This is a genomic window from Nonomuraea sp. NPDC048882 (genome assembly GCF_040649755.1).
GTDB classification, from domain to species: Bacteria; Actinomycetota; Actinomycetes; order Streptosporangiales; family Streptosporangiaceae; genus Nonomuraea; species Nonomuraea maheshkhaliensis.
The window spans coordinates 141,767-162,103 of the sequence record NZ_JBEZGB010000014.1 but is presented as its reverse complement, the minus strand read 5'-3'; the positions used below and the strand labels follow the sequence as shown (position 1 = coordinate 162,103).

Sequence of the window (20,337 nt, the reverse complement as noted above, 5' to 3'; positions counted from 1 at the left end):
GCACAACGAACCCATCTGACATCCCTGACGGGATCGCCAGCCGTAAGATCGTTGGTCGCACCTCTATGCATGGCCTCGAAATCGGGCACAACCTCACGAAATGCTGTCGTGTTAACGCTCTGGGTCAGGCAACAGTGACGGCGATGGCCGCCCCTACCGAGCACGCCACCAGCAGCGGCACCGCGGACGGGTGCAGCGCACCCAACCGCCTCGCATAGACGCTCGACAACAGGGCAGACACGAACGCCGCGGCCACCACCAGCCATGCCGGCCAGTCCCCCACCATGGCGGCGACCCACGGCTGACGCCACGCTACAACCCCCGCCGCGCAGACCACGGCCGCAGTAGCAACATCGCCCATGGGGCCGTATGCTCCGTGCTCAGCTGCGCCGCTCACTCATCCTCCAACGCTGACGGCCGGAATGTGCGGCCCCCGCCCGCCCCGCCTCCAGGCCGAACGGGGGCCGCGCCCGGCAGGACCATGGGTGTGGGCTGCCGGAAAGTACCCCGGTTCCGCCTGATAGCGCAGGCGGAACCGGGGAGATCGGTCAACGCGGCGGGTTGAAGAACTCGTACGCCCGCGTGTTGTGGATGAGAGACGACTGCCATGCCAGTGTTGCGGCGAGGGCTATCGCGTCGCCCTGGCGGACGCGTTCGACCACGCCGCCCGCCTGCATCGCCTGAGTGATCGGCCGGCGCAGCTTGGCCACCCACCAGACGCGTCCGGCCTCGTCGCGGGAGAGGTCGACATCCCAGGCCGGGTAGGTGGCGGACAGGACTCCAAGCTGCTGGGCGGTCCGCAGGCCGGCCTCCAAGGCGATGTCATCCATCGGTCACCCTCCTGCGGTTGACCACCAGCGGGGCGCCGTACAGGTAGGAGGGCGGCCACACATGCCGCTCCAGCCGTACGATCGCCACTCGGCCGGATGCCCCCGGCGCCAGCTTCTGCAATGCCGTAAGCAGCAGCGTGACGGCGCGGCCGGGATCGGATGTGACGCCGCACGAGCCGTCGCCGCTGCCGTTGCGGGCGCTCCACGAGTAGAAGGCTGCATCACGTTGTTGCACGGTTCCATCAGAGCCACAGCCAGCAGGCCCAAGGTAGAGGACAATGGAGGCGCAGCCCCTGTCCGCCTGTGTCCCCTGGAGGTTGCCGAGATGAGCGAAGCTTCCGCCTGGGCTAGCCGGTTGCGCGCGGAGCGGGCCGGGCGAGGATGGTCACAACGAGATCTCGCACTGCAACTGGCTGGCGTTGCCGACAGACCCATGCCAGAGCCCGAGAGCATGATCCGCAGAATCCGGGACCACGAGAGCGGCAAACACCGACCTGACGACGAGTACACCGAGCTGTACTGCCGCGTGTACGGGCTGAGCGAGCGCATCCTGTTCGACGATGCCGAGTCGAACCCCGATGACGAGATCTCCGCCTTGGAGCTCGCCCGCCGCGCAGCAGCCAGCGACGTCGGGAAGGAGACCCTGGAGCGGCTGGAGCTCGCGGTGGACGATCTGGCGTCGGCCTACCCCAGCAGCCCGCCGGCGCAGCTTCTCGGCCGCGTGCGGCGGCATCTCGACTACGTGACCCTGCTCATGGACGGGCGCAAGACGCTCACTGAACATCGTCGGCTGCTGGTGGCCGGCGGCTGGCTGTCGCTGCTGGGCGCCACCTGCCACATCGATCTGCGCCAGTACACGCTGGCGGCGGCACGGCTGCGTACGGCGGCGCAGTTGGCCGGCCATGCCGAGCATGCCGAGCTGGCCGCCTGGTGTGTGGAGACGCGGGCGTGGCAGGCCCTCATCGAGAGCCGCTACGGGGAAGCGTTGACCTTGTCTCAGGGCGCGCAGTTGCTGGCCCCGCGCGACAGCTCGGTGTACATCCAGGCGACCGCGCAGGAGGGGCGGGCGTGGGCGCGGCTCGGCGATGGAGCGGCGACGCGGGCTGTGCTGGCCCGCGTTCATCGGCTGGTGTCTCCGCTGCGGATGCCAGACCGTCCCGAACACCACTACCAGTACGACCCCGCCAAAAGCGAGGCGTACACGGCGACGACGCTCTCGTGGGTGGGGGATCCGGCCGCGGTGGGTTACGCCCGGCAGGTGCTGGCCCGGATGGAGACTCCCGCGGAGGGGCCACCGCGGCCGCGCAGGGCGGCTCTCGCTCGACTCGATTTGGCGTTGGCGCTGCTGGCCACGGATCAGCCGGAGGAGGCGGCGCACATCGCGTTGGCGGCTGTGGGGAGCGGGGAGATCGTGCCGTCGAGCTGGTGGCGCGTGGCGGAGTTGGTGGCTGCGGTGGAGCGGCGCGGCCTGCCGGAGGCGGGGGAGCTCGGCGAGGCGTATCGGGCGGCGATCGAAAGCTGATGTAGGGGCGGGGTGCACGCCGCGAGCGTGCGGGTATCACGCGTGAGGGCCCTGGGCCGTGGGGAAGCGGTCTGGGGCTTTCGCATGTCCGGCCGACGTTCCCGGCCACGTTGCTTCTTGATGCTTGTTGTTGCATGTTGTAGCATGCTCGTGTCGGTGTGGGGGACAGCAACCGCCTGTCGACGCCGACCAGCACCAGGAGCCGCCACATGAGCACCAGCAAGAACGCCGGGGACGCCCGCAACCGTCTCGCCGTCGCCGACGAGGTGGGCAAGTCCGCCACGCACACCGCCGACCGCCGGCACAACGAGGCCGCGGAGATGACGGCCAAGGTCGCCCGCCAGGCGATCAAAGACCTGGGCAAGGCCCTAAGGGTGGACGAGTGAAGGCCGCCGCCGACGTCGAGCGCACGCACCTGAACCGAGAGGAGATCCGCATGGCCAGTCCCATCCCCGCCGAGCGCGTCGTTCCCGGCGTCGGCCGCCAGATCGTCAACGTGTTCCACCCCGAGACGGGCGTCTTCGTCCGCCAAGCCCGCTACCGGGGCACCGAGGCCCAGGCCCGCGCCTACGGCGAGATCGGGTTCTGGCATCCCTCGGATGCGCGCTGGCGTGAGCTGCGGGCGATTCTCTACGGCGAGTAGCGTGGATGTGCGAGAGCCCCGGCCCGTGGGGAAGCGGACCGGGGCTCTCGTATGCGGTCAGCGTTTATTCGGCCGCCACGCCTTGCCGTTTCTCTCCCACATGGTGCCGCCGGACTCGCAGTCGCACGGCTCCTGGCTGGCCCAGTGGTCTGAGTGGTCGTTTTCGATCGTGGTGTAGAGGCTGGCCCGGATGTCGTGGTCCGGTCGGTCCGTCACGCCCCCGTCCGGCGCAGCGCGTCCAGCACCTGGGCGCGCGGGTCGAGCGGCCCCACTTTCAGGTCGTCTTGGTTGAGGGGACCGTCGTAGCCTTCCTCCTCGCGGATCCTGCGCAGCCTCTGGTACTTCGGGTCGTCGTCGTACATCAGCACCTCGCCTTCTTGCTGCGGGGTCTTGGCCGGGTCCGGCCGCCCCGGGCGCCCCACCCGGCACGCCGCCGGATGAGGCACCCCGGACGGCCGGGCTACGACCAGCGCCCGGCATGACGCTCCACGCCGGCCGCCAGCAGCTGGCCCAGCTCGTAGGCGGGCGACCGGTCGAGCGATTCGCGCGCCCGGTCATAGCGGCGGGTAGTGCGCGGGTCCGCGTGCCCGGCCAGGTCCTGCACGACGTGGAGCGGGTAGCCCTTGTCGAGCAGCAGGGTGAGCACCGAGTGGCGGATGCCGTGCGGCGACACCTCCGCCACCCCGGCCGCCCTGGTGACGCGCTTGACGAGCCGGTACAGGTAGGGCTGGTCGATCGGCCGCCCGGTCGAGGTGATGAACAGCCGGCCCGGCGCGCTGCCGCGTTCGGTGAGGTAGCGGGCGGCAGCTTCGGCGGCGAGCGGCGGGAGGATCAGGCGTTTCGTCTTGCCGCCCTTGGTGGGCAGGTCGATGACGCGGTGGCCGCGGTCGTGGCCGAGCGCGTCGAGCGGGGCGGCGATGATGGATCCATCACGGCACGCGGTGGCCACCATGACGGCGAGGATGGCGAAGGTGCGGGCCGATTCTCGTTCGCGGGCGTAGGCGAGCGTCCGTTCCAGCTCGTCTCCGCTCATGCCGCGCGTGGCTGAGACGTCCGGCAGGCGGGGCCTCTCCATCCCGGCTCCGAAGGGGTTGGCGGCGGCCCGGCCTGCACGGACGAGATAGGTGTACCAGGAGGAGGCTGCGGAGATGCGGCGTGCCCTGGTGGCGTCGGAGTGGCCTGCGCTGCGGAGCGCCGCGGCGTACAGGTCGGCTTCGATGGGGTCGGAGTTGGTGAGGTCGAGTCCGCGGCTGGTGGCGTAGGCGATCCACCAGGAGGCGTCGCGCACGTAGCCGCGGATGGTGGCGGGTGCGGCTCGGCGTTCTCCGGACAGCCATGCGGCGGTGGCTTCCATAACGGCGGGCGGCGCGGCGATGGTGCGGAGGAGGTGGGCGAGTTCGTGGACGGTGCGGGCGGGTGGCCGGCCGGTCAGGTTGAGCGGCGGGTTGGAGTCGGGTTCGGTTTGGGGGATGGCGGGCGCCCACTCCCCCAAGATCACGGCCGGTGCATGATAACGGACATTGTCATGTAGTCCCGGTGGGGGGACTTGGGGATCAACCGAACCGGATTCGGCGACGGTCTCCGAAGTCACGGATGCAACCTCCTCAGTAGATCGGGATAGCGTCTCGGGCGGCCCGCACGAGGGTGCGCGGTTCAGCGGTCGTCGTCCGTCGCCTCGCGGACGCTGATCCGTACGCCCGCCTCCTTGGCCTCCCTTTTCAGCCGCTCAAGTTCGGCGTCGCTGTAGACGGCGTGAGGGGTGCCGCCGAATGGACGGCCGTCGTAGATCATCACGAAGTACTTGACCTGAGGCATCGAATCTCTTTCGTCAGTAGCCGTGCCGGTTGAGAGCGTCGTACGCGGCGCGGATCTCGGCCTTCGTGCTCTTGAGCAGCTCGGCGTCCATCCGCGCTTTCGCCGCGTCGAAGAGCGGGCTGGGGGTTTCGTCGATGTCGCGGTCAGCGGCGTCGGTCTCTTCCATGCCGAGCTTGATCAGGCGCATGATCTGGTCGTGCCGCACTGGCTCCTCGACGGGCTTCCTCTTCTTGAACATGCACGTGTCCTCTCTGATCGAGAAACGGGGCTGCCCGCGGGTCAGGTAGCGGAGACGGGCGCCCGACCGGCCCGGGGAGCCGACCGGGCGAGCACCCGCAACGCGGCTACGACGACGGGGCGCAACCCGGCTTCGCAGCCGGGCACTCCAGCCTGTGGCCGCTTCTGCAGGACCCGCTGTAGGGCCCCTCCTCGCGACTGCTCTTGATCTCCGCGTCCGCGCCGCATCCGGGCGCGGGACAAGGCAGGGTGCCCTTGTATCCGCCCTCCGGATCGATCTCGACGTTGAAGTTGACGTTCTTGGCGACACCCACTTCGGGCCTCCTTCGTCTCGTGACGTGCTGGGAGCGCTCTGCTCCGGACACCCCGCCCGGCCTGTGCGGGCGGGGATCCGCAATGAGCGCTACAGGGCGCGGCACAGTCCGCGCTGAGCCTCCTGCCTGGTCGTCATCAGGCCGCTGTCCAGCCCTGGCCGTTGCAGTCCCTGCACCGCCGCGCCACGACCGGGTACGCGCCCTGCTCGTTGGGCTTCTGCGTGTAGTCGGTGAACTCCTTGTTGCCGACGCCGTTGCACGGCCGGCAGTGCCGCTTGATCACCTGCGGCTCGACCGTCTTGGGCGTCTTCTTGAGCAGTCGCACTGGTGGTCCTTTCGTCGTTGGAGTGGAGCTGGCTGCTCCGGACACGCGCCCGCGCAAGTCGGGCGCGATCCGCAACGCCAGCGCCTACGCGTCCGGGCAGGTCGCCGCGCCGCCACACCGGTGCAGCCCGCACACCTCGCACACCTGAGTCGGCTCGACGTGCGCCTGCAGCCCGTTGCCGCGGGCCAGCTCGGCGTACGACTCCGCGGTGCGCTTGGTGATGGCGCTCTTGGCGGAGTGACCGTTGACGATGACCCGATAGCGGTCGAGCACGGTCTTCTTCGAGAAGGCGGACATCAGAACGAGTCCCGGATCTTCTTGGCGGACTGCTTCATCAGCCGCGCCGCCTCGGCCTCACCGACCGCGTCGACGAGCTGCCTCTCCGCCTGCTTCCTCGCCACGCGGGTGGCACCGAGGTTGACGGCCACCTGCGAGAGCTCGATCGCCTGATTGACGGCCGAGGATGCGCGGTTGTACTTGGCGGCCAGTTCGTCGGGCATTCGGCTCTTGGCACCGGCTCCTGCGAGCCGATCGGCGGCGTTGGCGAGCCTGTCGAGGAACTTCGGCATAGATTTCCTACTTTCTTGATCGGCTGTGTAGGGAATACTGGAGCGGCTGCTCCGGGCGGCCCTCCCGAAAGGGGTGAGAGAGCGCCCGCAACCTCCCGCTCGCGGGGTCGCGCGGAGGGTCGCGACCCCGAAGAGGGTCGCGGAACCGCTACCTAGCCGCGCGACCTATCTGAACTGGGAAAACGCCGGAAGGTCGCGGGTCGCGCGCCCCTCCCAGGTCCCCGAAAACGGCCCTGAGAGGCGCTCTGCGGGGGGGGTTCGAGGCCGCGCTACCCACGCGGCAACTCCCTGGCCTCCAACGCCCCCGTGAGGGCCTCCCAGCGGCACCCCTTCAGCGCCCTGCCGTCCGCCTTCACGTCCACGCTCGGGACGCCCAGACCGACCAGCAGCTTGCTCAACGCCTCCGGCGTCATGTCCGCGTACAGCTCCGGCCGGCTCTCGACCAGCCGCCCGTGCAGGGTCTGCCACTGGGCGCCGGGCTTCCCGTTCGGCCAGACCCGCCGAACGTCCATAAGCACGTCCACGCGCGGCGTCTCCTCCTCATCCGCCCAGGCAGGACGCCCGCCACGCAGGTGAATCGCACGCTCCAGGATCTTCTTCGTGGTCTTCTCGTCCGGGTACTGGCTGCGCACGGCAGTCGGCGAAGCGAGCCCGGTCACCATCCCCCAGCCGGCGTCAATCTCCGGACGGAACGACGTGCCCGTGATGCCCCGCTTATACGAGCCGGTGCCGAGGATCATGTCGTTCGCGATGTGGTCCTGCACCGCCAGACACCAGCGCATATTCACGCAGCGCGTGATGCCAGGCGGCAAGCTGTCCTTGTCCGGGATCTGCGTGGCCAGGATGAAGATGATGCCGAGCGCCCGGCCACGCTTGATGGCGCGTTCCGCCTTGTCAGCGGCCTCCTTGCTGGCGCCGAACAGCTCGTGCACCTCGTCCAGCACGATGACCACCGGGTGCAAGCCGACACCGGCCGCGGCCAACTCAGGCGTCACCTTGCCCTCCGGGGCCCGGCCCTCCGCGCGGAACTTCTTGATGAGCTTGCCGCGACGTTCGGCCTCCACCAGCGCCCAGTCGACGATGCGCTCGCCGTCCTCGATCGCCTCGTCATCGACGCCGCACACGTACACCGAGCACAGGCCGGCGTCGTAGAAGTCGGTGAAGTCGCCCGTCCCCTTGTACTCGGCAATCTTGAACTCGACGTACGGGTCCAACGCGGCGACCAGCGCCAACGCGCGGGCCGCGTACGACTTGCCGCTGCCTGGCATGCCTCCGATCAGCCAGTTCCGGGCGAACAGCGGAGCGGCGACGGCGCGTTGCCGCTGGTCAGCGCCGAAGTCCACCGGCTCGAACACGCTGGCACGAGAACCGTCCTCGGCGATGGACCAGCGTGGCGGCTTCATCTTCGAGGCGGGCTGGTAGCCGACCCACAGGTCCAACTGGCCAGCGTGGTCGGGGCCTGCGGTGGGCCACACCTGGTCGATCGGCAGACGCAGCGCGCTGGACAGCTTGCCGCGCTTCTCGCACACGTCCACCGCCTCGACACCGATCGGCAGGTTGCAGCGGGCGAGTTGGCCTGGCCCGTCACGGTGGATCTGTGCGGGGAACGTGATCTTCTTCGGGTCCTTCAGCCCGGCCACGCCGATCGAGCACAGCGCCTCCCGCACCTTCTCCGCCGTCAACCGCTCAAACCGGGTCACCTGCACGGCGGGGCTGGTCAGAGGCTTGTCCACCGGGCGGCCCACGCGAGCTAGCCCGAACAGGACGCTCCCCCACAGCGGGAGTTGAGCCCACCACGGCAGCGTCAGCCACGCCACCGCGCCGCCACTGGCCGTCGCGACGATCGCGCCGCCGGCGAGCGGCACCCGGCTCTTGACGTTCTCCTTCCGCTTGGCGAGCAGCCGCTCGTACTCGTCCACGTTTCCGCTGGCCAGTGCACTCTTCCGGGCGGGCGTGGTTTCCACGTCCCACGTCCACCGCCATCCGCGGGCGATGAGCCGGCCGCCGCCGACGGGTGCCCACCGCAGCGCACGCCCCACGTAGACGGGGGTGCGGCTGGCTTGGAACGCGACCCGGTATCCGGCCTGACCTGCGACGTAGCGGGCCGCCGCCTTCAAATCCTGCCTGGAGCGCGCCCAGGCGGGCACGATCGGCTGCCGCTCGACCAGGGCGCGGCCGGTGATGGTGGCGAACACCTTCGGCGGCTCCGGCTCGGCGGGCAGGTCGACGGGGGGACCGGTGAGGGTTTCCTCGACGGCCACCTCAGCGTCTTTTTCCTGCGGCAGCTCGACCTCGCGGCCAGTCTCGACGTCGTGCTCGGTGACCTGCATGGGCTCCTCAGACTCGTCGTCGGGCGGGCTAGGAACGATGCGAAAGGGCCTGGTCACGACGCCTCCACTCGACTGGGGGCCGGGCTCGACATTGCCTCGACGATGAGAGCGGCGAGGGTGAGCGCGGAGCCGACTACCGCGGCAACGCGCCAGCACATATGGCACGCGCGGACGAGGACGAGCAGGCTGGTCACGATGACGACGCGCAGGACGCCGACGAAGACTCGGCCCCAGCCGGCCCGCCGGGCGCGGGCACGGATGTCGGTCCATGTGCGGGTGTCGGCCGTGAGCGGCCGGAGGGAGAGCAAGACGAAGGACAGCAGCACGATGGCGCCGATCAGGAAGTCCGACATCACGCGCCTCCGGCCATGATGAGAGTGGCAACGAACAGCCAGGCCACGTGCCAGGACTGGTCGAGGGCGTAGGCGCCCGTCCCTAGGTGGGGCTGGTCGTCAGTCCCCTCGCGGGGCTGGCCCATCCGGTAAAAGTCCTGCTTGCCGAGCCGCTCGGCGAGCTTGGCCAGGGTGGTGCGCCGGTCCGCCCAGTAGTGCGACACCGCGTCCACCGCCAGCCCCGCCGCCATCCAGGCCGGGTGCAGGTCGAGGCCGGTCACCACGGCAAGCGCAAGCAGCGCGACCAGCTTGGTGATGGTGAGGCTGATGACGTGGCGGGCGCACCAGACCCGGCCAGCCCAGCCGGGGGCGCTCTTGCCGCACGCCTGGTGGTGGGTTTGCACCCAGTGGTCGCCGAACGTGTGGGCCGCGTACAGGGTGCAGAAGACGGCGGCGAAGACAGCGAGCTTCACGAGCGTGTACCCGGTCACTTCTGGGCTCCGTTCACGGACGTGATGGGTGGGGTGGTCGCGACCGGTTCTGCGACCGGTCGCGGGGCGATCGGGGTGCCCTTGTCGTCGAAGCTCCAGCCCTCGGTGATCATGGTTTGGCGGGCTTCCTGGATGCAGCTCAGCGCCCAGGTCTCGGAGAACCCGGTCCAGTCCGCGAGGGTCCGCTTGGACGGCGGGTTGAGCTTCTTCGCACGGCCGATGTAGAAGCGGATCGCCCTGCGTCGGTCCTGCTCATCGGGCCTCTTCTGGTCGGCGACCGGTCGCGGTTCGGTCGCGACCGCCTCCGCGTCCGGGCCGTCGTCGGCGACCGGTTCCGTGACCGCTTCCGCGACCGACCGGTGATCGGGGGCGTCGTCGGCGACCGGTCGCGGCTCCGGACGCGACCAGGGCACAAGATTGGCCAGCCAGGACCGTCCCTCGCCGGAGATCGGCGGCGCGTCATCGGAGACCGGCACGGGCAGTGTCTCCGAACTGCGACCGGTCGCGGCGGTGGTCGCCGACCGGTCGCCGGCCACGACTGCCATGGGGTAGACCTCGCCGCGCAGTGCGGTGTTCCGGTCGAGCGCGGCAGCCAGGATGACGGCCTCGCTGTCTCGGATGAGGCCGGTCACCGCAGGGTGGTCGAGGTGCTCCCACGGGGCCTGGCCGGTGAGGTCGAGCAGCCGAGGGGCGCCGTACAGGGTGGACACCTGGTCGAGCAGCGCGGCCTGGACCACTCGGTCGCGGCTGAGCGCGGTGTGCTCGACGGCCTTATCCATCGCTTTGTCGAGCCTGGCCAGCGCGCGGGCCAGGCTCGTCGGTTTCGCGCCGCCGTCGCGCAGCGCCTTGGCCTTCTTGGCGGCCAGCGCGACCCTGGTCAGCCTGCGGTGCGCGTCCACCTCGGAGGTGGTGCGATCGTTCGCTTCGGCCAGGCCGAGACGGACCAGGATCCGTTCCGGGGTGATCCGCCAGTTGATTCTGGTCCGGCCGGTGATGCGCTGCCGTTCGATCGCCATGCCGCGCTCCCACAGCCACGCGGCCACGAGAGGGGCAGCGAGCCGAAAGATGAACTCGGGCATGGAGGCGGCTTCAAGGGACGACAGGACAGCGGTGAGGGCCGTTAGGGCCCATACGGCGGTGCCGTCGACGCCAGCGGACGGGCGGACGAAGGGGTCGGCCTTGGCGCGCTCGGCGGAGTCTCGCATGTTGTGGCGGGCCCGGACGGCGCTGGCGAGCATGCCGATCTCGATGAACGCGAACAGTGCGATGCGCAGCGGGACGGGCAGGCCGGGGAACACGACCTCGAAGAAGTGCCACATGCCTTGCATGGAGACGCCGGTCGCGATGGCGGCGGCGGCGTAGGTGAGCAGGTCGGCACCGGGCGTGGCGGCGCGGGCGGCGGCGCGCTTGGCTTGCCAGAGCAAGAACAGCGTGGCCCCGAACCCGGCTGCGGGCCAGACGGTGTCGGGGACGCTGGCGATGGCCTCTTTGAGGAGCGTCACGAGCTGGTCGAGGTTCATCGGGCGCCTGCCTTGCAGCCGGCGCAGTTCGGGTCGGTGCAGGAGCTGGTGGCGACGGTGGGCCTGTCCGGGCGGGCCATCTGCTGGACCGCGTCGAGGGTGGCTTCGATCTCCTCGGAGGTCATGCGATCACCGCCGGGTGCACCTGGCCGGGCGTTGTGACAGGGTGTGACATTGATCCTTCTCCTGGTCGAGTCAGGGGCGGGGTCTGGGTTCGGTCCCCGGCGGGGCGGTCGAGTCGCCTCGCCGGGGACCAGCTCGGCGGTCAGGTCCAGGTGACGCCGCGCGAGACGGCGCGGATGAGCCTCATGTAGGTTTCGCCGTCGCGGCGGTCCTGCTCGGCGGTCCGCTTGTGCTTGGCGGCGCGGTGGCGGGCGGCGGCGGACTTGGCGGCCTGCTTCTCGTCGGCGGTCTTCAACGGTGTCTCCCTCGCTCTGGTTGGGCGGAGCGCTCTGCTCCAGGCACCCCGCCCGTACTGGTCGGGCGGGGACCTGCAGCCTCAGCGATCAGCCCAGGTGGTTGAGGAAGACGGCCAACTGGTCGGCGCTGTTGATGACGCCCGCGATGACGCCGTTGACTGCCTCGGCTGCCTGCGCGGGCCGCGAGAGCAGGTAGAAGAGGGCGAAGGCGACCGCCAGCCCGATGATCCAGTTCTTCTTACTGCGCATGATCGTTCCTTTCGTGATGGGTTAGGAAATGCGTTCGATCGTTTGGCTGTAGCCGGGCATCGTGGCGACCTGCTCGGAGGTGGCCAGGAAGAACCGGCGCCCGCCCTCGTCCTCCGTCCACCGGTAGCCGTGCGGCAGGCAGACCTCGGTGACGACGCCGGTCTTGACGAAGTGGGTGCGGCCGTTGCGGCGGCGGGTGACGCGGATGCGGTCGCCGGCGCGGGGCTGGTAGTCGGGCGAGGCCATGGTTTCCCCCGGTGCGAAGGTTGGGATGGGTCAGGCGGCGCGGCGGACGGGCGCGGTAGCGGCCGACATGATGACGGCGGCGATGCGGTGGAAGCAGGGGTAGCGGCCCTTGATGCCCGCCTTGCAGTTGCATGCCTGCGGCGCGGTGAGGTAGGTGCGGTCGCCGTCGTTGCTGACCGCCAGGAAGATGCGGCGGCCACGGACGGGGACGATGCCGCCCTGGGCGATGAGTTCGCGGGCGCGCTCAACCTGGGCGGGCTTGAAGCCGTCCAGGGAGGGAGTGTCGAGGGTGATCACCCAGTGGCCGGAGGCGTCCTTGGCGGCGTCGAGGCGGCCGGTCTGGGCCCAGCGGCGGATGGTGCGGGGCGAGACGTTGTAGGCGTTCGCCGCTTCGCGGGCGGTGATGCCGATAGGGTTGAGCACTGGGTTCTCCTCCTGTTAGCGCAGGTGGTGAATCAAGGGCCTGTCAGGTGTTAGCGCACCTGGCGGGCCCGTTTGTTGTTGCATTCCTTGCGTGCAACAACACGCTACAACATGCAACATGGGCTCGCAACCCTCAACACAGCAAAGTCGCAGGACAACGACCCGGCGGCAGCGCAAAGGGCCCCGACGCGGCAGCGTCAGGGCCCCGTCACACCGAGGTTGCGTCTACTTGGCGACCGTCCACTCCAGAGGCGACCCGGCACCCGGCTGGTAGGCGACCACGCTCGGCCGGCCATCACCCAGCCGCACCTCGAACGGGATCCAGCCGCGCACACACCTGCCCTCGCGAACGATGTGGTCCTGCGGATACAGCGGCTCATCCCACCAGGCCGGCGAGTAGGAGCTCGCCGCCTGCACCACGACCCCCGATTCGTACGAGAGCGACCACGGCGCCCACGACACCGCGACCGGTTCCGGCTGGTCGTCGCGGGTAACGCACAGCTTCACCTCCAGGCCGGCGTACACGAAGCCCTTCCGGTCCGGCTTGAACCGGCCCTCGAACGGGGTTCGCAGCCTGAGCGCCGTCACGGCCACCGTGGAGTCCGCGTCGATCGACTCCTGGCTGCTGCCGACTTGCCGCTTCGCAGATGTCGAGGGCGTGGGCGTGGGGGGCGCGCTGGAGCGTTCCACGGGGACGCTGGCGGGGGAGGCTGCGGCGCATCCGGCGAGCATGAGGGTGGCGAGCGCGAGGCCGACGGTGTTACGCATGGGTGCTCCTGGGGGGAACGATTCTGATCACGATGTGTCGTGTATCAGACACGCTAGGTGGCGGCGAAATGCCGGTCTACCGGATCGGTTCAAGAGGGGCGTCGGCATCCTGTCGCGGAGCCTCTGGGCCGCCTGTGGGCCGCCAGACAGCCGAATCGAGCCCAACACAACCCATCACTACACAACAGCGTTCGAGCAGGTCAGAGCATGTTCGACGCGTTGATCAGCAGGTCGCGAAACCCCAGGTAAGAGATGTCGTTCATCTCATGCCTCCCAGTGCGGCGGGCCGGCTGCCCGCGATCTGGGAACACGGTGCCGTGTGCGGGTGGGGGGAGGGGGTGCCGAACGGGGTTCTGTGGATGAAGGGGTTGGGGGAGGTTGGGGCTGTGGATGAAGGGCTTGGGAGGGTTGGGGCTGTGGATGACCGCGTCGGCTGCGGCTTGGTGGTCTCGGGCTTTGGCCGTCTGCGACCCTTGGCGGTCTGCGGCTTTGGCAGTCTGGGGCGGGTGAGCGGGGGTTTCGCGGGCGAGTGCGGCTGTATAGCCCTGGTCAGGGCAAGGGCTGAGGCCGTGTGACTCGCCAAACACCTCCCCGGGTTCCTGGGAGGTGTTTGGCATGAGAATGGCGGGCCCCGAGGGAGCCCGCCATCATCGTTCGTCTCGCGCTACGTCGACTCGCGCCACATCGACTCGCGCCACATCGGCTCGCACCACGTCGTCCCGGAGCCGCCCCGGGAAGAGGCGTTCTGGGGCAGGGCCGTTCTGGCCTGGTGAAAGGCCGTTGTGGCGCAAGGTCGTTCGAGGTAAGGCCGTTCGGGGCCTGAGCGTTCTGCGAAGCGCAGTCGGCTCAGGCTTGGGTTCTCTCGGGAAGGGTCAGACGGACAAGTCCCGCATAGCCGTGTAAAACGCGTGATGGCGGCCCAGCTCCCGCTCCACCGGCTCCACCACCATGGTCGTCGACACCGCCGCGACCCTGCGCCTCATCTCCCGTTCGAGCCGCTCCCTCTCCCTGGACGCCCCGAGCTCCACGAAGTTGCGGGACGCGATGCCCGACAGTGCCCCGAGCCCCAGTACGGAGGCCATCATCAACCCCACCCACGGCAGCGTCGCGCTCTCGCCCAGCAGTTCGAAGGCGGGCGGGAGCTGGCCGGGCATGAGCAGGCCCACCACCAGCCAGGCCAGCCCGGCCACGAACGCCAGGACCAGGAAGTACTGCCACACCTTCAGCGCCCGCCACCATCCCGGTACGCGGTCCAGCTGCGGCGCCACCTCCGTGAGGTCCTCCGTCAGGGCCTGCGGCAACTGGCTCGAACGGGACCGGGCCGCCTGGTGCACCGCCGTGCGCCACACCGGGTGCATGCCCATGGACAGCCCGTCGGCCAGCGCCTGCACCGCGTTGGCGACCTCGGCCGACTGGGCGCTCACCGAGGTGGTCGTGATGCCGCGGATCTCCTGGCCGACGTCGTCCAGCCGCAGGCTCTTCAGCGGGTCGGTACGGAACTTCCCGATCCACCTCGGGTACGGCCACCCGACCCACTGGTCGGACCGCTCCGCGTACACGTTCTCCATGGCCTCGCCCACGGCCGGAACGCCCACCGCGTCACACAGCGCGTCGGTCAGCCCCATCCTGCGGGCCTCGTCGACCGTGGACGGCGCGGACAGCGCCTCGCCCATCGGCATGGCCTCGCTGAGCTTCTGCTCCAGCCGGTGCAGGTCGGCCTCGAGCTTCTGGATGGCCGCGCGCCGGCGGCTGACCGCGGTGGCGATGACGCTCCTGAGGCTCTCGACGCCGCGACCGGTGACCGCCGAGGTGGGTACGACGCTGGGATGCTCCACGCCTTCCCTGCGCAGCAGGTCGTTGAGGTCGATGACCAGCTCGGCCAGCTCCTCGGTGGTGAGCCGGTCGGCCTGGTTGAGCGCGAACACGGTCACCGCGTCGTGCCCGGCCAGCTCCGTCACGTAGCGCCGGTGAGTGGAGGCGTCGGCGTACTTCTGCGGGTCGAGCACCCACACGACCAGGTCGGCCAGCCCGATGAGCCGGTCGGCCTCCGTGTCGGTGAGTGCCCTGATCGAGTCGTGGTCGGGCAGGTCGAGCAGGATCAGCCCGTGCAGCTGGCTGTCGCCCTTGTCGAGCGCGCTGGCCCGGGAGAAGCGGTGCCGCCACTGGATCTGCAGCCAGTCGAGCAGCGGACCCGCGCCCTCCAGCCCCCACACGCAGGCGTGGGTACGGGCGGTGGTCGGCCGGCGTACGCCTGTGGGCGAGAGCTCCAGCCCGGACAGCGCGTTGAACAGCGACGACTTGCCGCTGCCCGTGCCGCCCGCGAGAGCGACGACGGTGTGTTCCGACGACAGCTTGAGCCGGTCACCGGCCCGCTTCAGCAGCCCGGCGGCCTCGTCGAGCAGCTTCTTGTCCAGCCGCCCCGGGCCCAGCTCCACCACCTTGGTGAGCGCGGCCAACCGCGGTGCGAGCCCGGGTCTCGTGGTCATGGTGGTCATCGCGCGACCTCAAGGTTGTACGTAGCCTGATAGAGGCGGGTGGCGACGGATTCGTCGGGAATGCCGGCGGAATCGAGCGCTTGCACGTAACGCATGGCCTCCTCGTCGAACAACATGCCGATCCTTGCCCGCAGGTCACTGAGCGCCTTGGCGCCGATGCCGCGCAGCGACTCCGCGCCGAGCAGGGCGTTGACCAGCCGGTGGGGCACCCCTTCGCCGTTGCTTCCGCTGAACATGGCGACCATGAAGATCAGTGAGAGCGACTCGGGATCGAACGAGACGAGCTTCGACACCGACCGTTTGGCCACCCCCTCCGTGCGTACGAGCTCGCCCAGGTGGTCCTGCCAGGACGCGATGGCCCTGCCGGTGTGTCGGACGAGGTTGTCGGACGGCCGGTCGAGGTTCTCCCCGAGCTTGGCGCCCAGCTCGGAACGGTGCCGCCAGCGCGCCGCCACCTCCTCGGAGGCCCGGTTGGCGGCGGCGACGATGACCGATTCGAGCCCGGTACGGACCGCCGCCTTGAACGCCAGCACCCGCTCGGGCGCCTGCTTGGCCGCCCGGCCGCGCCTGCGCAGCTGCAGCGAACGCATGAGGTCGCCGGAGCCGGCGAAGTCCTGCCAGCGGGCCAGCACCTCGCCGTGCAGCAGCGAGCCGTTCTTGGAGGCCTTGTCGATCGTGCTGAGGGCGCTCAGGTACGCCGCCTCCACGTCGCTGCGCAGCTCGGCCCGGAACGCGACCTGCGACTCCAGGTGCCGGGCCAGCGCGGGCACGCGGGTGCGGAAGCTGTTGAGCACGCCGTTCAGCGTGTCGCGTACGGCCTGCGCCCGCCGATCCTCGTCCACGGACAGCTCCGCGAGCCAGAGCCGCAGGTCGGTCATCTCGTTGTCGGGCAGCCTGCCGTCGGCCACCTCCGCCTCGTGGATGACGAACCGGTCGATGTCGCCCAGCCCGTATTCGCTCAGCATCCGCCCGAAGTGCTTGAGCACCACGTCGGCGGACTTCTGCTGCACCCGCGACAGCACGATCGCCAGGCGGGCGCCGCGCTCCTTGGCCAGCCGCAGCAGGTTCCAGGCGGGGGCGTCGGCGTAGCGGGCCGCCGTCGTCACGAAGATCCACAGGTCGGCGGCGTCGAGCATGCGGTGCGCGATCTCGTGGTGCTCCTCGACCACCGAGTCGATGTCGGGGGTGTCGAGCAGCGCGACGCCCTGCGGCAGCTTCTCGGTCGGGACGATGACCAGGCCGGCCATCGCGGCTTCCTGGGTCGGCTTGTCGAGGCGCTGGAGCGCGCCGAGCAGCTCGCCTTCCGCGAACCACTTGTGGTCCTCGGGGTGACAAGCCAGGACCGGGGTGCCGGTGGTGGGACGCCGGACGCCCGTACGCGAGACGTTCTTCTCGGCCAGGCTGTTGACCAGCGTGGACTTGCCTGCTCCGGTCGAACCGGCGATCACGATGAGGGCCGGGGCGGTGCGGGTCCTGATCCGGGGCAGGACGTAGTTGTCGAGCTGGGCCAGGAGGTCGGCCTGCGTGCGCTTGGCTTCGGCGGAACCGGGGAGATCGAGGCCGAAGCGCAGGTCGGCGATGCTGGCGCGCAACGCGTCGAGCGCCGTCGTGAGCGCCTGGACGGCCTCGGGGGGCAGGTCCTCCAGCCGCTCCCCCTTGCGGAGAGGGGCTTCGGAGGTGCCTGGGGTGGGAGTGGACCGGCCCGAGTCACCGGACGTGGTGGCGGGCTGGTCGGAATCGTCGGACGTGGACGCGGGCTGGTCGGCGTCACTGGACGTGGCCGAGAGCTGGTCGGAATCGTCGGACGGTGCCACGGACTGGTCGGCGTCGCGAGGCGCGGGCTGGTCGTCGGCCGCCTCCACGGCCGCGTCGCCGCTCTCGGCCTCCGCAGAGCCGACTTCACCGGAATCCGTGTCTACAGCGCCCTCAGCGTCCTCGGCAGTCAACGCGCTCGCGGAGTCGCCACGGGCATCCGCAGGGTCAGCCTCAGACGCCTCGTGCAGGGCATCCACATGTGCGTCGCCGCCGTCGGCGAGCTCATCTCCGGCGTCGGTACCCGCCTTGCCCACCTTGGTACGCGCTCCGTCGGCGTCGGTACGTGCCTTGTCGGCGTCCGCGAGCGCGTCACCGGTCTCAGCGCCCTCACCAGCGAGCACGTCGCCGGGTTCCGCTGCCGCGAGCGCGTCGCCCGTCGCTGTCTGTGCGTCCGCGTGCGCGTCATCAGCCGACGGCCGCGCGTCCGTGAGTGCCTCATCAGCGGATGGCTGAGCGTCCGGCTCCTCTACCCGAGCTTCGCCGGCTTCCGGTACGAGTTCACCGGCCTGCGCGGCATCAGCGGGCTCGGTGGCGACTGGCTCGGTGGCGACTGGCTCGGCATCAGCCAGCTCGGCGGCTTCCGTGTCGGCGTCAAGCCCGGCGGCGGTGTCGCGGCCTCCCGTGGTCGGGAACTCGGCAGGGCCGGCGGTGTCCTTCCGCCTGGCGGTTTCCGCGTCGGAGTCCGACCCGGCGATGCCGCGGTCTCCCGTGGTCGAGGGCTCGGCGGGGCGGGCGGTGTCTGCGGGCTTTCTGACCCACAGGCTCTCGCCCTGTTCCCGGACGGGCTCGGCGGGAGGGGCGGGCTGGGCGCCAGGGCCGCCGTGGGAGGCGGGCTTGACGAAGAGTGAGGGCCGCCCCGAGGGGGGCTCAGGGTCGTCGAAGCCGGCCGGCGGTCGCAGGGCCTCAAGGTCCTGGGGCGTCGTGGGGCGTCGTAGCGCGGCAGGCTTCTCGAACAGGGAGGGCCTGCCGCTGGGCGCCTCGGGAGGTGCCTGCGAAGGGACCTGCGTCGGAGCGGGCGTGTCGCGGAACCACTGGCCGGGCTCCCGGCTGTCGCTCCCGCTCTCCCGCACAGGGGGCTCGGCGGCCGGCTCGCGGAAGGAGGGCCTGCGTGGCTTGCGAACGGGCAACCGCCCGCCCGGTTCCGTACCGGACCCCTCACGAGACCCTTCACGGGGCTCGCTCCCGCCGAAGCCACCGGCCGAAGCGGACCCACCACCCGAGGCGGGACGACCAGTCACACCGGAGCCGCCACCCGAAGCGGGACGGCCTGCGACACCGGACCCGCCGCCCGAAACGGGGCGATTTGCGACGCCGGAGCCGCCATCCGAATCGTCACCGGCCGGAACGGAACGATCCGGACGACCGGAACCGCCGCGCGCCCCAGCACCTCCGCCCGAAGCGGAGCCGCCGCGCGCCGCATCGCCGCCCGCTGCGGCATCGGCCCTCCGGCCGGAGCCGCGTGGCCCGTCGCCGCCGCCCGGCGCGGAACGGTCCGCTCGGCCGGGGCCGCCAGCGCGGTCCGGGGTGTCGCGGGTGTCGGCGCCGTTGTGGGCGTCGTCGCCCCGGCCCTGCTCATGGCCCTGCTCATGGCTGTGGTCAAGGCCCTGGTCAAGGGCCTCGTCGGTCAGCGCGCGGAAGCTCAACGTCTGCTCTCCGGCTGACTCGTGCCGTCCGTCATCCCTGGCCGTGTTCACGGCAAGCGCTCCGCTCGAACCATTGCGACCTCCTGGCCGACCCTCACGACATCGCCGACGATGACGATCGCCGGCGGCCGTATCCCAGCCGCGGACACGCGGTCGGCCACGGTGGCAAGGGAAGCGATAACCGCCCGCTGGGTCGGAAGGGTACCGTCCTGCACCACCATTGCGGGAGTGTCCGGAGCACGTCCGTCGCGAAGGAGCGCCTCGGCCACCTTCGCCAGCCGCTCGACAGCCATCAGCAGCACCAGGGTGCCCTGGGAACGCGCCAGGCCAGGCCAGTCAACGGTGGATTTGGGGTCGTCGGGAGCCACGTGCACGGAGATGACATGAAATTCCTGACTCACCCCGCGATGGGTCACCGGCACCCCTGCCGCGGCGGGCACCGCGACGGCGCTGGTGATGCCGGGGACGACGAGGACGGGGATGCCGGCGTGGGCGCAGGCGATCATCTCCTCGCCGCCGCGCCCGAACACGAACGGGTCGCCGCCCTTGAGCCGGACCACGAACTTGCCCTGTCTGGCGCGGTCCACCATGAGCTCGTTGATCGTCTCCTGGGACAGCGAGCGGCCGTAGGGCACCTTGGCGGCGTCGATCAGCTCCACGTCGGGGGCGAGCTCGTCGAGCAGCCCCCGGGGCGCGAGGCGGTCGGCGACGACCACGTCGGCCTGGGCGAGGAGCTGGCGCCCGCGCACCGTGATGAGGCCGGGGTCGCCAGGGCCGCCGCCGACGAGGGCCACGCCGACCGGCTTGGTGCGGTTGCGCCGGGCGTCGACGGTGCCGTCGCGCAGCGCCCCGACGACCGCGTCGCGGATGCCCGCGGCCCGGCGCGGGTCGCCGCCCGCGGTGACGGCCACGCTGATCTCGTCGACCCGGCCGCTGGCCGGGGTCCAGGCGGCGGAGGCGTCTTTGTCGTCGGCGCGCACGCACCAGACGCGCTTGGCCTCCGCCTCGGCGGCGACCGCGGTGTTGACGGATCTGTCGTCGGTGCAGGCCTGGACGAGCCAGGCTCCGTCGCAGTCGCCGACCTCGTAGGGCCGGGCGTGCCAGGTGACCCTGCCGGCGGCGATCAGGTCGTCGAGCGCCGGCGTGACCGACGGCGACACGACGGTGACCTCCGCACCGGCCTCTAGCAGCGCGGGAACCCGTCGCTGGGCGACGCGGCCGCCGCCCACGACGAGCACCCGGCGGCCGGAAAGCCGCAGGCCGAGGAGGTAGGGGCCCATGGGGGGAATCTCCCGTTCGCGAACGTTGTGTTGAGTGGTAAACCTACCGGCTTCGCATGTGTCATTTGCTG

Annotated in this window: 28 protein-coding genes; 4 read left to right on the top strand and 24 right to left on the bottom strand. The window is 70.5% G+C overall.

Annotation, left to right across the window (positions count from 1 at the left end; translation table 11 throughout):
* Window positions 1-124 precede the first annotated feature (124 nt).
* The 3 genes from AB0C27_RS40445 to AB0C27_RS40435 all read right to left on the bottom strand — a co-directional run bounded on the left by AB0C27_RS40445 (window position 125) and on the right by AB0C27_RS40435 (window position 1,065).
* The gene (locus AB0C27_RS40445) at window positions 125-361 is read right to left on the bottom strand and encodes a hypothetical protein (protein WP_357855982.1); all 237 of its coding nucleotides are present in this window, start codon (window positions 359-361) and stop codon (window positions 125-127) included.
* A gap of 187 nt (window positions 362-548) precedes the next feature.
* Window positions 549-830, bottom strand: coding sequence for a hypothetical protein (locus tag AB0C27_RS40440; protein WP_357855979.1), 282 nt, complete (start codon window positions 828-830; stop codon window positions 549-551).
* Window positions 823-1,065 carry a hypothetical protein gene (locus tag AB0C27_RS40435; protein WP_357855976.1) on the bottom strand — a complete coding sequence of 81 codons (243 nt, stop codon included), beginning with the start codon at window positions 1,063-1,065 and terminating at the stop codon, window positions 823-825. Before AB0C27_RS40435 ends, AB0C27_RS40440 begins: the two co-directional genes overlap by 8 nt.
* Window positions 1,066-1,281: 216 nt before the next feature.
* Here AB0C27_RS40435 and AB0C27_RS40430 point away from each other — a divergent pair, with 216 nt between their 5' ends.
* From AB0C27_RS40430 to AB0C27_RS40420, 3 genes are all read left to right on the top strand, one after another.
* Window positions 1,282-2,352: a hypothetical protein gene (locus tag AB0C27_RS40430; RefSeq protein WP_357855973.1), complete on the top strand. Its 1,071-nt coding sequence runs from the start codon at window positions 1,282-1,284 to the stop codon at window positions 2,350-2,352.
* A 209-nt stretch (window positions 2,353-2,561) separates the two neighbouring features.
* Window positions 2,562-2,738 carry a hypothetical protein gene (locus AB0C27_RS40425; RefSeq protein ID WP_357855970.1) on the top strand — a complete coding sequence of 59 codons (177 nt, stop codon included), beginning with the start codon at window positions 2,562-2,564 and terminating at the stop codon, window positions 2,736-2,738.
* A gap of 50 nt (window positions 2,739-2,788) precedes the next feature.
* Window positions 2,789-2,995 (top strand): hypothetical protein, encoded by a 207-nt coding sequence (locus AB0C27_RS40420; RefSeq protein WP_357855967.1) that lies wholly within the window; start codon window positions 2,789-2,791, stop codon window positions 2,993-2,995.
* 57 nt (window positions 2,996-3,052) lie between these two features.
* On the opposite strand, the gene AB0C27_RS40415 is transcribed toward AB0C27_RS40420, so the two are convergent.
* The 20 genes from AB0C27_RS40415 to AB0C27_RS40320 all read right to left on the bottom strand — a co-directional run bounded on the left by AB0C27_RS40415 (window position 3,053) and on the right by AB0C27_RS40320 (window position 17,474).
* A complete protein-coding gene (locus AB0C27_RS40415) occupies window positions 3,053-3,211 on the bottom strand; it encodes a hypothetical protein (protein ID WP_357855964.1) in 159 nt (52 codons plus the stop codon).
* Window positions 3,208-3,363, bottom strand: coding sequence for a hypothetical protein (locus tag AB0C27_RS40410; RefSeq protein WP_357855961.1), 156 nt, complete (start codon window positions 3,361-3,363; stop codon window positions 3,208-3,210). Before AB0C27_RS40410 ends, AB0C27_RS40415 begins: the two co-directional genes overlap by 4 nt.
* Window positions 3,364-3,455: 92 nt before the next feature.
* Entirely contained in the window at window positions 3,456-4,493 is a 1,038-nt protein-coding gene (locus AB0C27_RS40405; RefSeq protein WP_357855959.1) for a tyrosine-type recombinase/integrase, read from the bottom strand.
* Between the two features lie 155 nt (window positions 4,494-4,648).
* Window positions 4,649-4,810, bottom strand: coding sequence for a hypothetical protein (locus tag AB0C27_RS40400; RefSeq protein ID WP_357855957.1), 162 nt, complete (start codon window positions 4,808-4,810; stop codon window positions 4,649-4,651).
* 13 nt (window positions 4,811-4,823) lie between these two features.
* Complete coding sequence (locus AB0C27_RS40395) at window positions 4,824-5,048, bottom strand: hypothetical protein (protein ID WP_357855954.1); 225 nt, start codon at window positions 5,046-5,048, stop codon at window positions 4,824-4,826.
* Between the two features lie 449 nt (window positions 5,049-5,497).
* The gene (locus AB0C27_RS40390; RefSeq protein WP_357855951.1) at window positions 5,498-5,686 is read right to left on the bottom strand and encodes a hypothetical protein; all 189 of its coding nucleotides are present in this window, start codon (window positions 5,684-5,686) and stop codon (window positions 5,498-5,500) included.
* Between the two features lie 84 nt (window positions 5,687-5,770).
* Complete coding sequence (locus AB0C27_RS40385) at window positions 5,771-5,983, bottom strand: hypothetical protein (RefSeq protein WP_357855948.1); 213 nt, start codon at window positions 5,981-5,983, stop codon at window positions 5,771-5,773.
* Complete coding sequence (locus AB0C27_RS40380) at window positions 5,983-6,255, bottom strand: hypothetical protein (protein ID WP_357855945.1); 273 nt, start codon at window positions 6,253-6,255, stop codon at window positions 5,983-5,985. The genes AB0C27_RS40385 and AB0C27_RS40380 overlap by 1 nt, the downstream gene beginning before the upstream one ends.
* Before the next feature lie 269 nt (window positions 6,256-6,524).
* Window positions 6,525-8,642, bottom strand: a complete 2,118-nt coding sequence (locus tag AB0C27_RS40375; protein ID WP_357855941.1) for a hypothetical protein — start codon at window positions 8,640-8,642, stop codon at window positions 6,525-6,527.
* Complete coding sequence (locus AB0C27_RS40370) at window positions 8,639-8,938, bottom strand: hypothetical protein (RefSeq protein ID WP_357855938.1); 300 nt, start codon at window positions 8,936-8,938, stop codon at window positions 8,639-8,641. The genes AB0C27_RS40375 and AB0C27_RS40370 overlap by 4 nt, the downstream gene beginning before the upstream one ends.
* On the bottom strand, window positions 8,938-9,408 hold the full coding sequence (locus AB0C27_RS40365) for a DUF3307 domain-containing protein (RefSeq protein ID WP_357855935.1): 471 nt from the start codon (window positions 9,406-9,408) through the stop codon (window positions 8,938-8,940). The genes AB0C27_RS40370 and AB0C27_RS40365 overlap by 1 nt, the downstream gene beginning before the upstream one ends.
* Window positions 9,405-10,928, bottom strand: a complete 1,524-nt coding sequence (locus AB0C27_RS40360; RefSeq protein ID WP_357855931.1) for a hypothetical protein — start codon at window positions 10,926-10,928, stop codon at window positions 9,405-9,407. The genes AB0C27_RS40365 and AB0C27_RS40360 overlap by 4 nt, the downstream gene beginning before the upstream one ends.
* On the bottom strand, window positions 10,925-11,053 hold the full coding sequence (locus AB0C27_RS40355; protein WP_357855928.1) for a hypothetical protein: 129 nt from the start codon (window positions 11,051-11,053) through the stop codon (window positions 10,925-10,927). Before AB0C27_RS40355 ends, AB0C27_RS40360 begins: the two co-directional genes overlap by 4 nt.
* A gap of 140 nt (window positions 11,054-11,193) precedes the next feature.
* Window positions 11,194-11,346 carry a hypothetical protein gene (locus tag AB0C27_RS40350; RefSeq protein WP_357855925.1) on the bottom strand — a complete coding sequence of 51 codons (153 nt, stop codon included), beginning with the start codon at window positions 11,344-11,346 and terminating at the stop codon, window positions 11,194-11,196.
* An 88-nt stretch (window positions 11,347-11,434) separates the two neighbouring features.
* A complete protein-coding gene (locus tag AB0C27_RS40345; RefSeq protein ID WP_357855922.1) occupies window positions 11,435-11,596 on the bottom strand; it encodes a hypothetical protein in 162 nt (53 codons plus the stop codon).
* A gap of 21 nt (window positions 11,597-11,617) precedes the next feature.
* Complete coding sequence (locus AB0C27_RS40340; RefSeq protein WP_357855919.1) at window positions 11,618-11,842, bottom strand: hypothetical protein; 225 nt, start codon at window positions 11,840-11,842, stop codon at window positions 11,618-11,620.
* 30 nt (window positions 11,843-11,872) lie between these two features.
* Window positions 11,873-12,265, bottom strand: coding sequence for a helix-turn-helix domain-containing protein (locus AB0C27_RS40335; protein WP_357855916.1), 393 nt, complete (start codon window positions 12,263-12,265; stop codon window positions 11,873-11,875).
* 225 nt (window positions 12,266-12,490) lie between these two features.
* The gene (locus AB0C27_RS40330) at window positions 12,491-13,033 is read right to left on the bottom strand and encodes a hypothetical protein (protein WP_357855913.1); all 543 of its coding nucleotides are present in this window, start codon (window positions 13,031-13,033) and stop codon (window positions 12,491-12,493) included.
* A gap of 872 nt (window positions 13,034-13,905) precedes the next feature.
* Window positions 13,906-15,519, bottom strand: coding sequence for a YfjP family GTPase (locus AB0C27_RS40325; protein ID WP_357855910.1), 1,614 nt, complete (start codon window positions 15,517-15,519; stop codon window positions 13,906-13,908).
* A 5-nt stretch (window positions 15,520-15,524) separates the two neighbouring features.
* Window positions 15,525-17,474: a dynamin family protein gene (locus AB0C27_RS40320; protein ID WP_357855906.1), complete on the bottom strand. Its 1,950-nt coding sequence runs from the start codon at window positions 17,472-17,474 to the stop codon at window positions 15,525-15,527.
* A 51-nt stretch (window positions 17,475-17,525) separates the two neighbouring features.
* Here AB0C27_RS40320 and AB0C27_RS40315 point away from each other — a divergent pair, with 51 nt between their 5' ends.
* A complete protein-coding gene (locus AB0C27_RS40315) occupies window positions 17,526-18,191 on the top strand; it encodes a hypothetical protein (protein ID WP_357855903.1) in 666 nt (221 codons plus the stop codon).
* 842 nt (window positions 18,192-19,033) lie between these two features.
* Here the strand turns inward: AB0C27_RS40315 and cobA are convergent.
* Window positions 19,034-20,266: a uroporphyrinogen-III C-methyltransferase gene (gene cobA, locus AB0C27_RS40310; protein ID WP_357855900.1), complete on the bottom strand. Its 1,233-nt coding sequence runs from the start codon at window positions 20,264-20,266 to the stop codon at window positions 19,034-19,036.
* Window positions 20,267-20,337 lie beyond the last annotated feature (71 nt).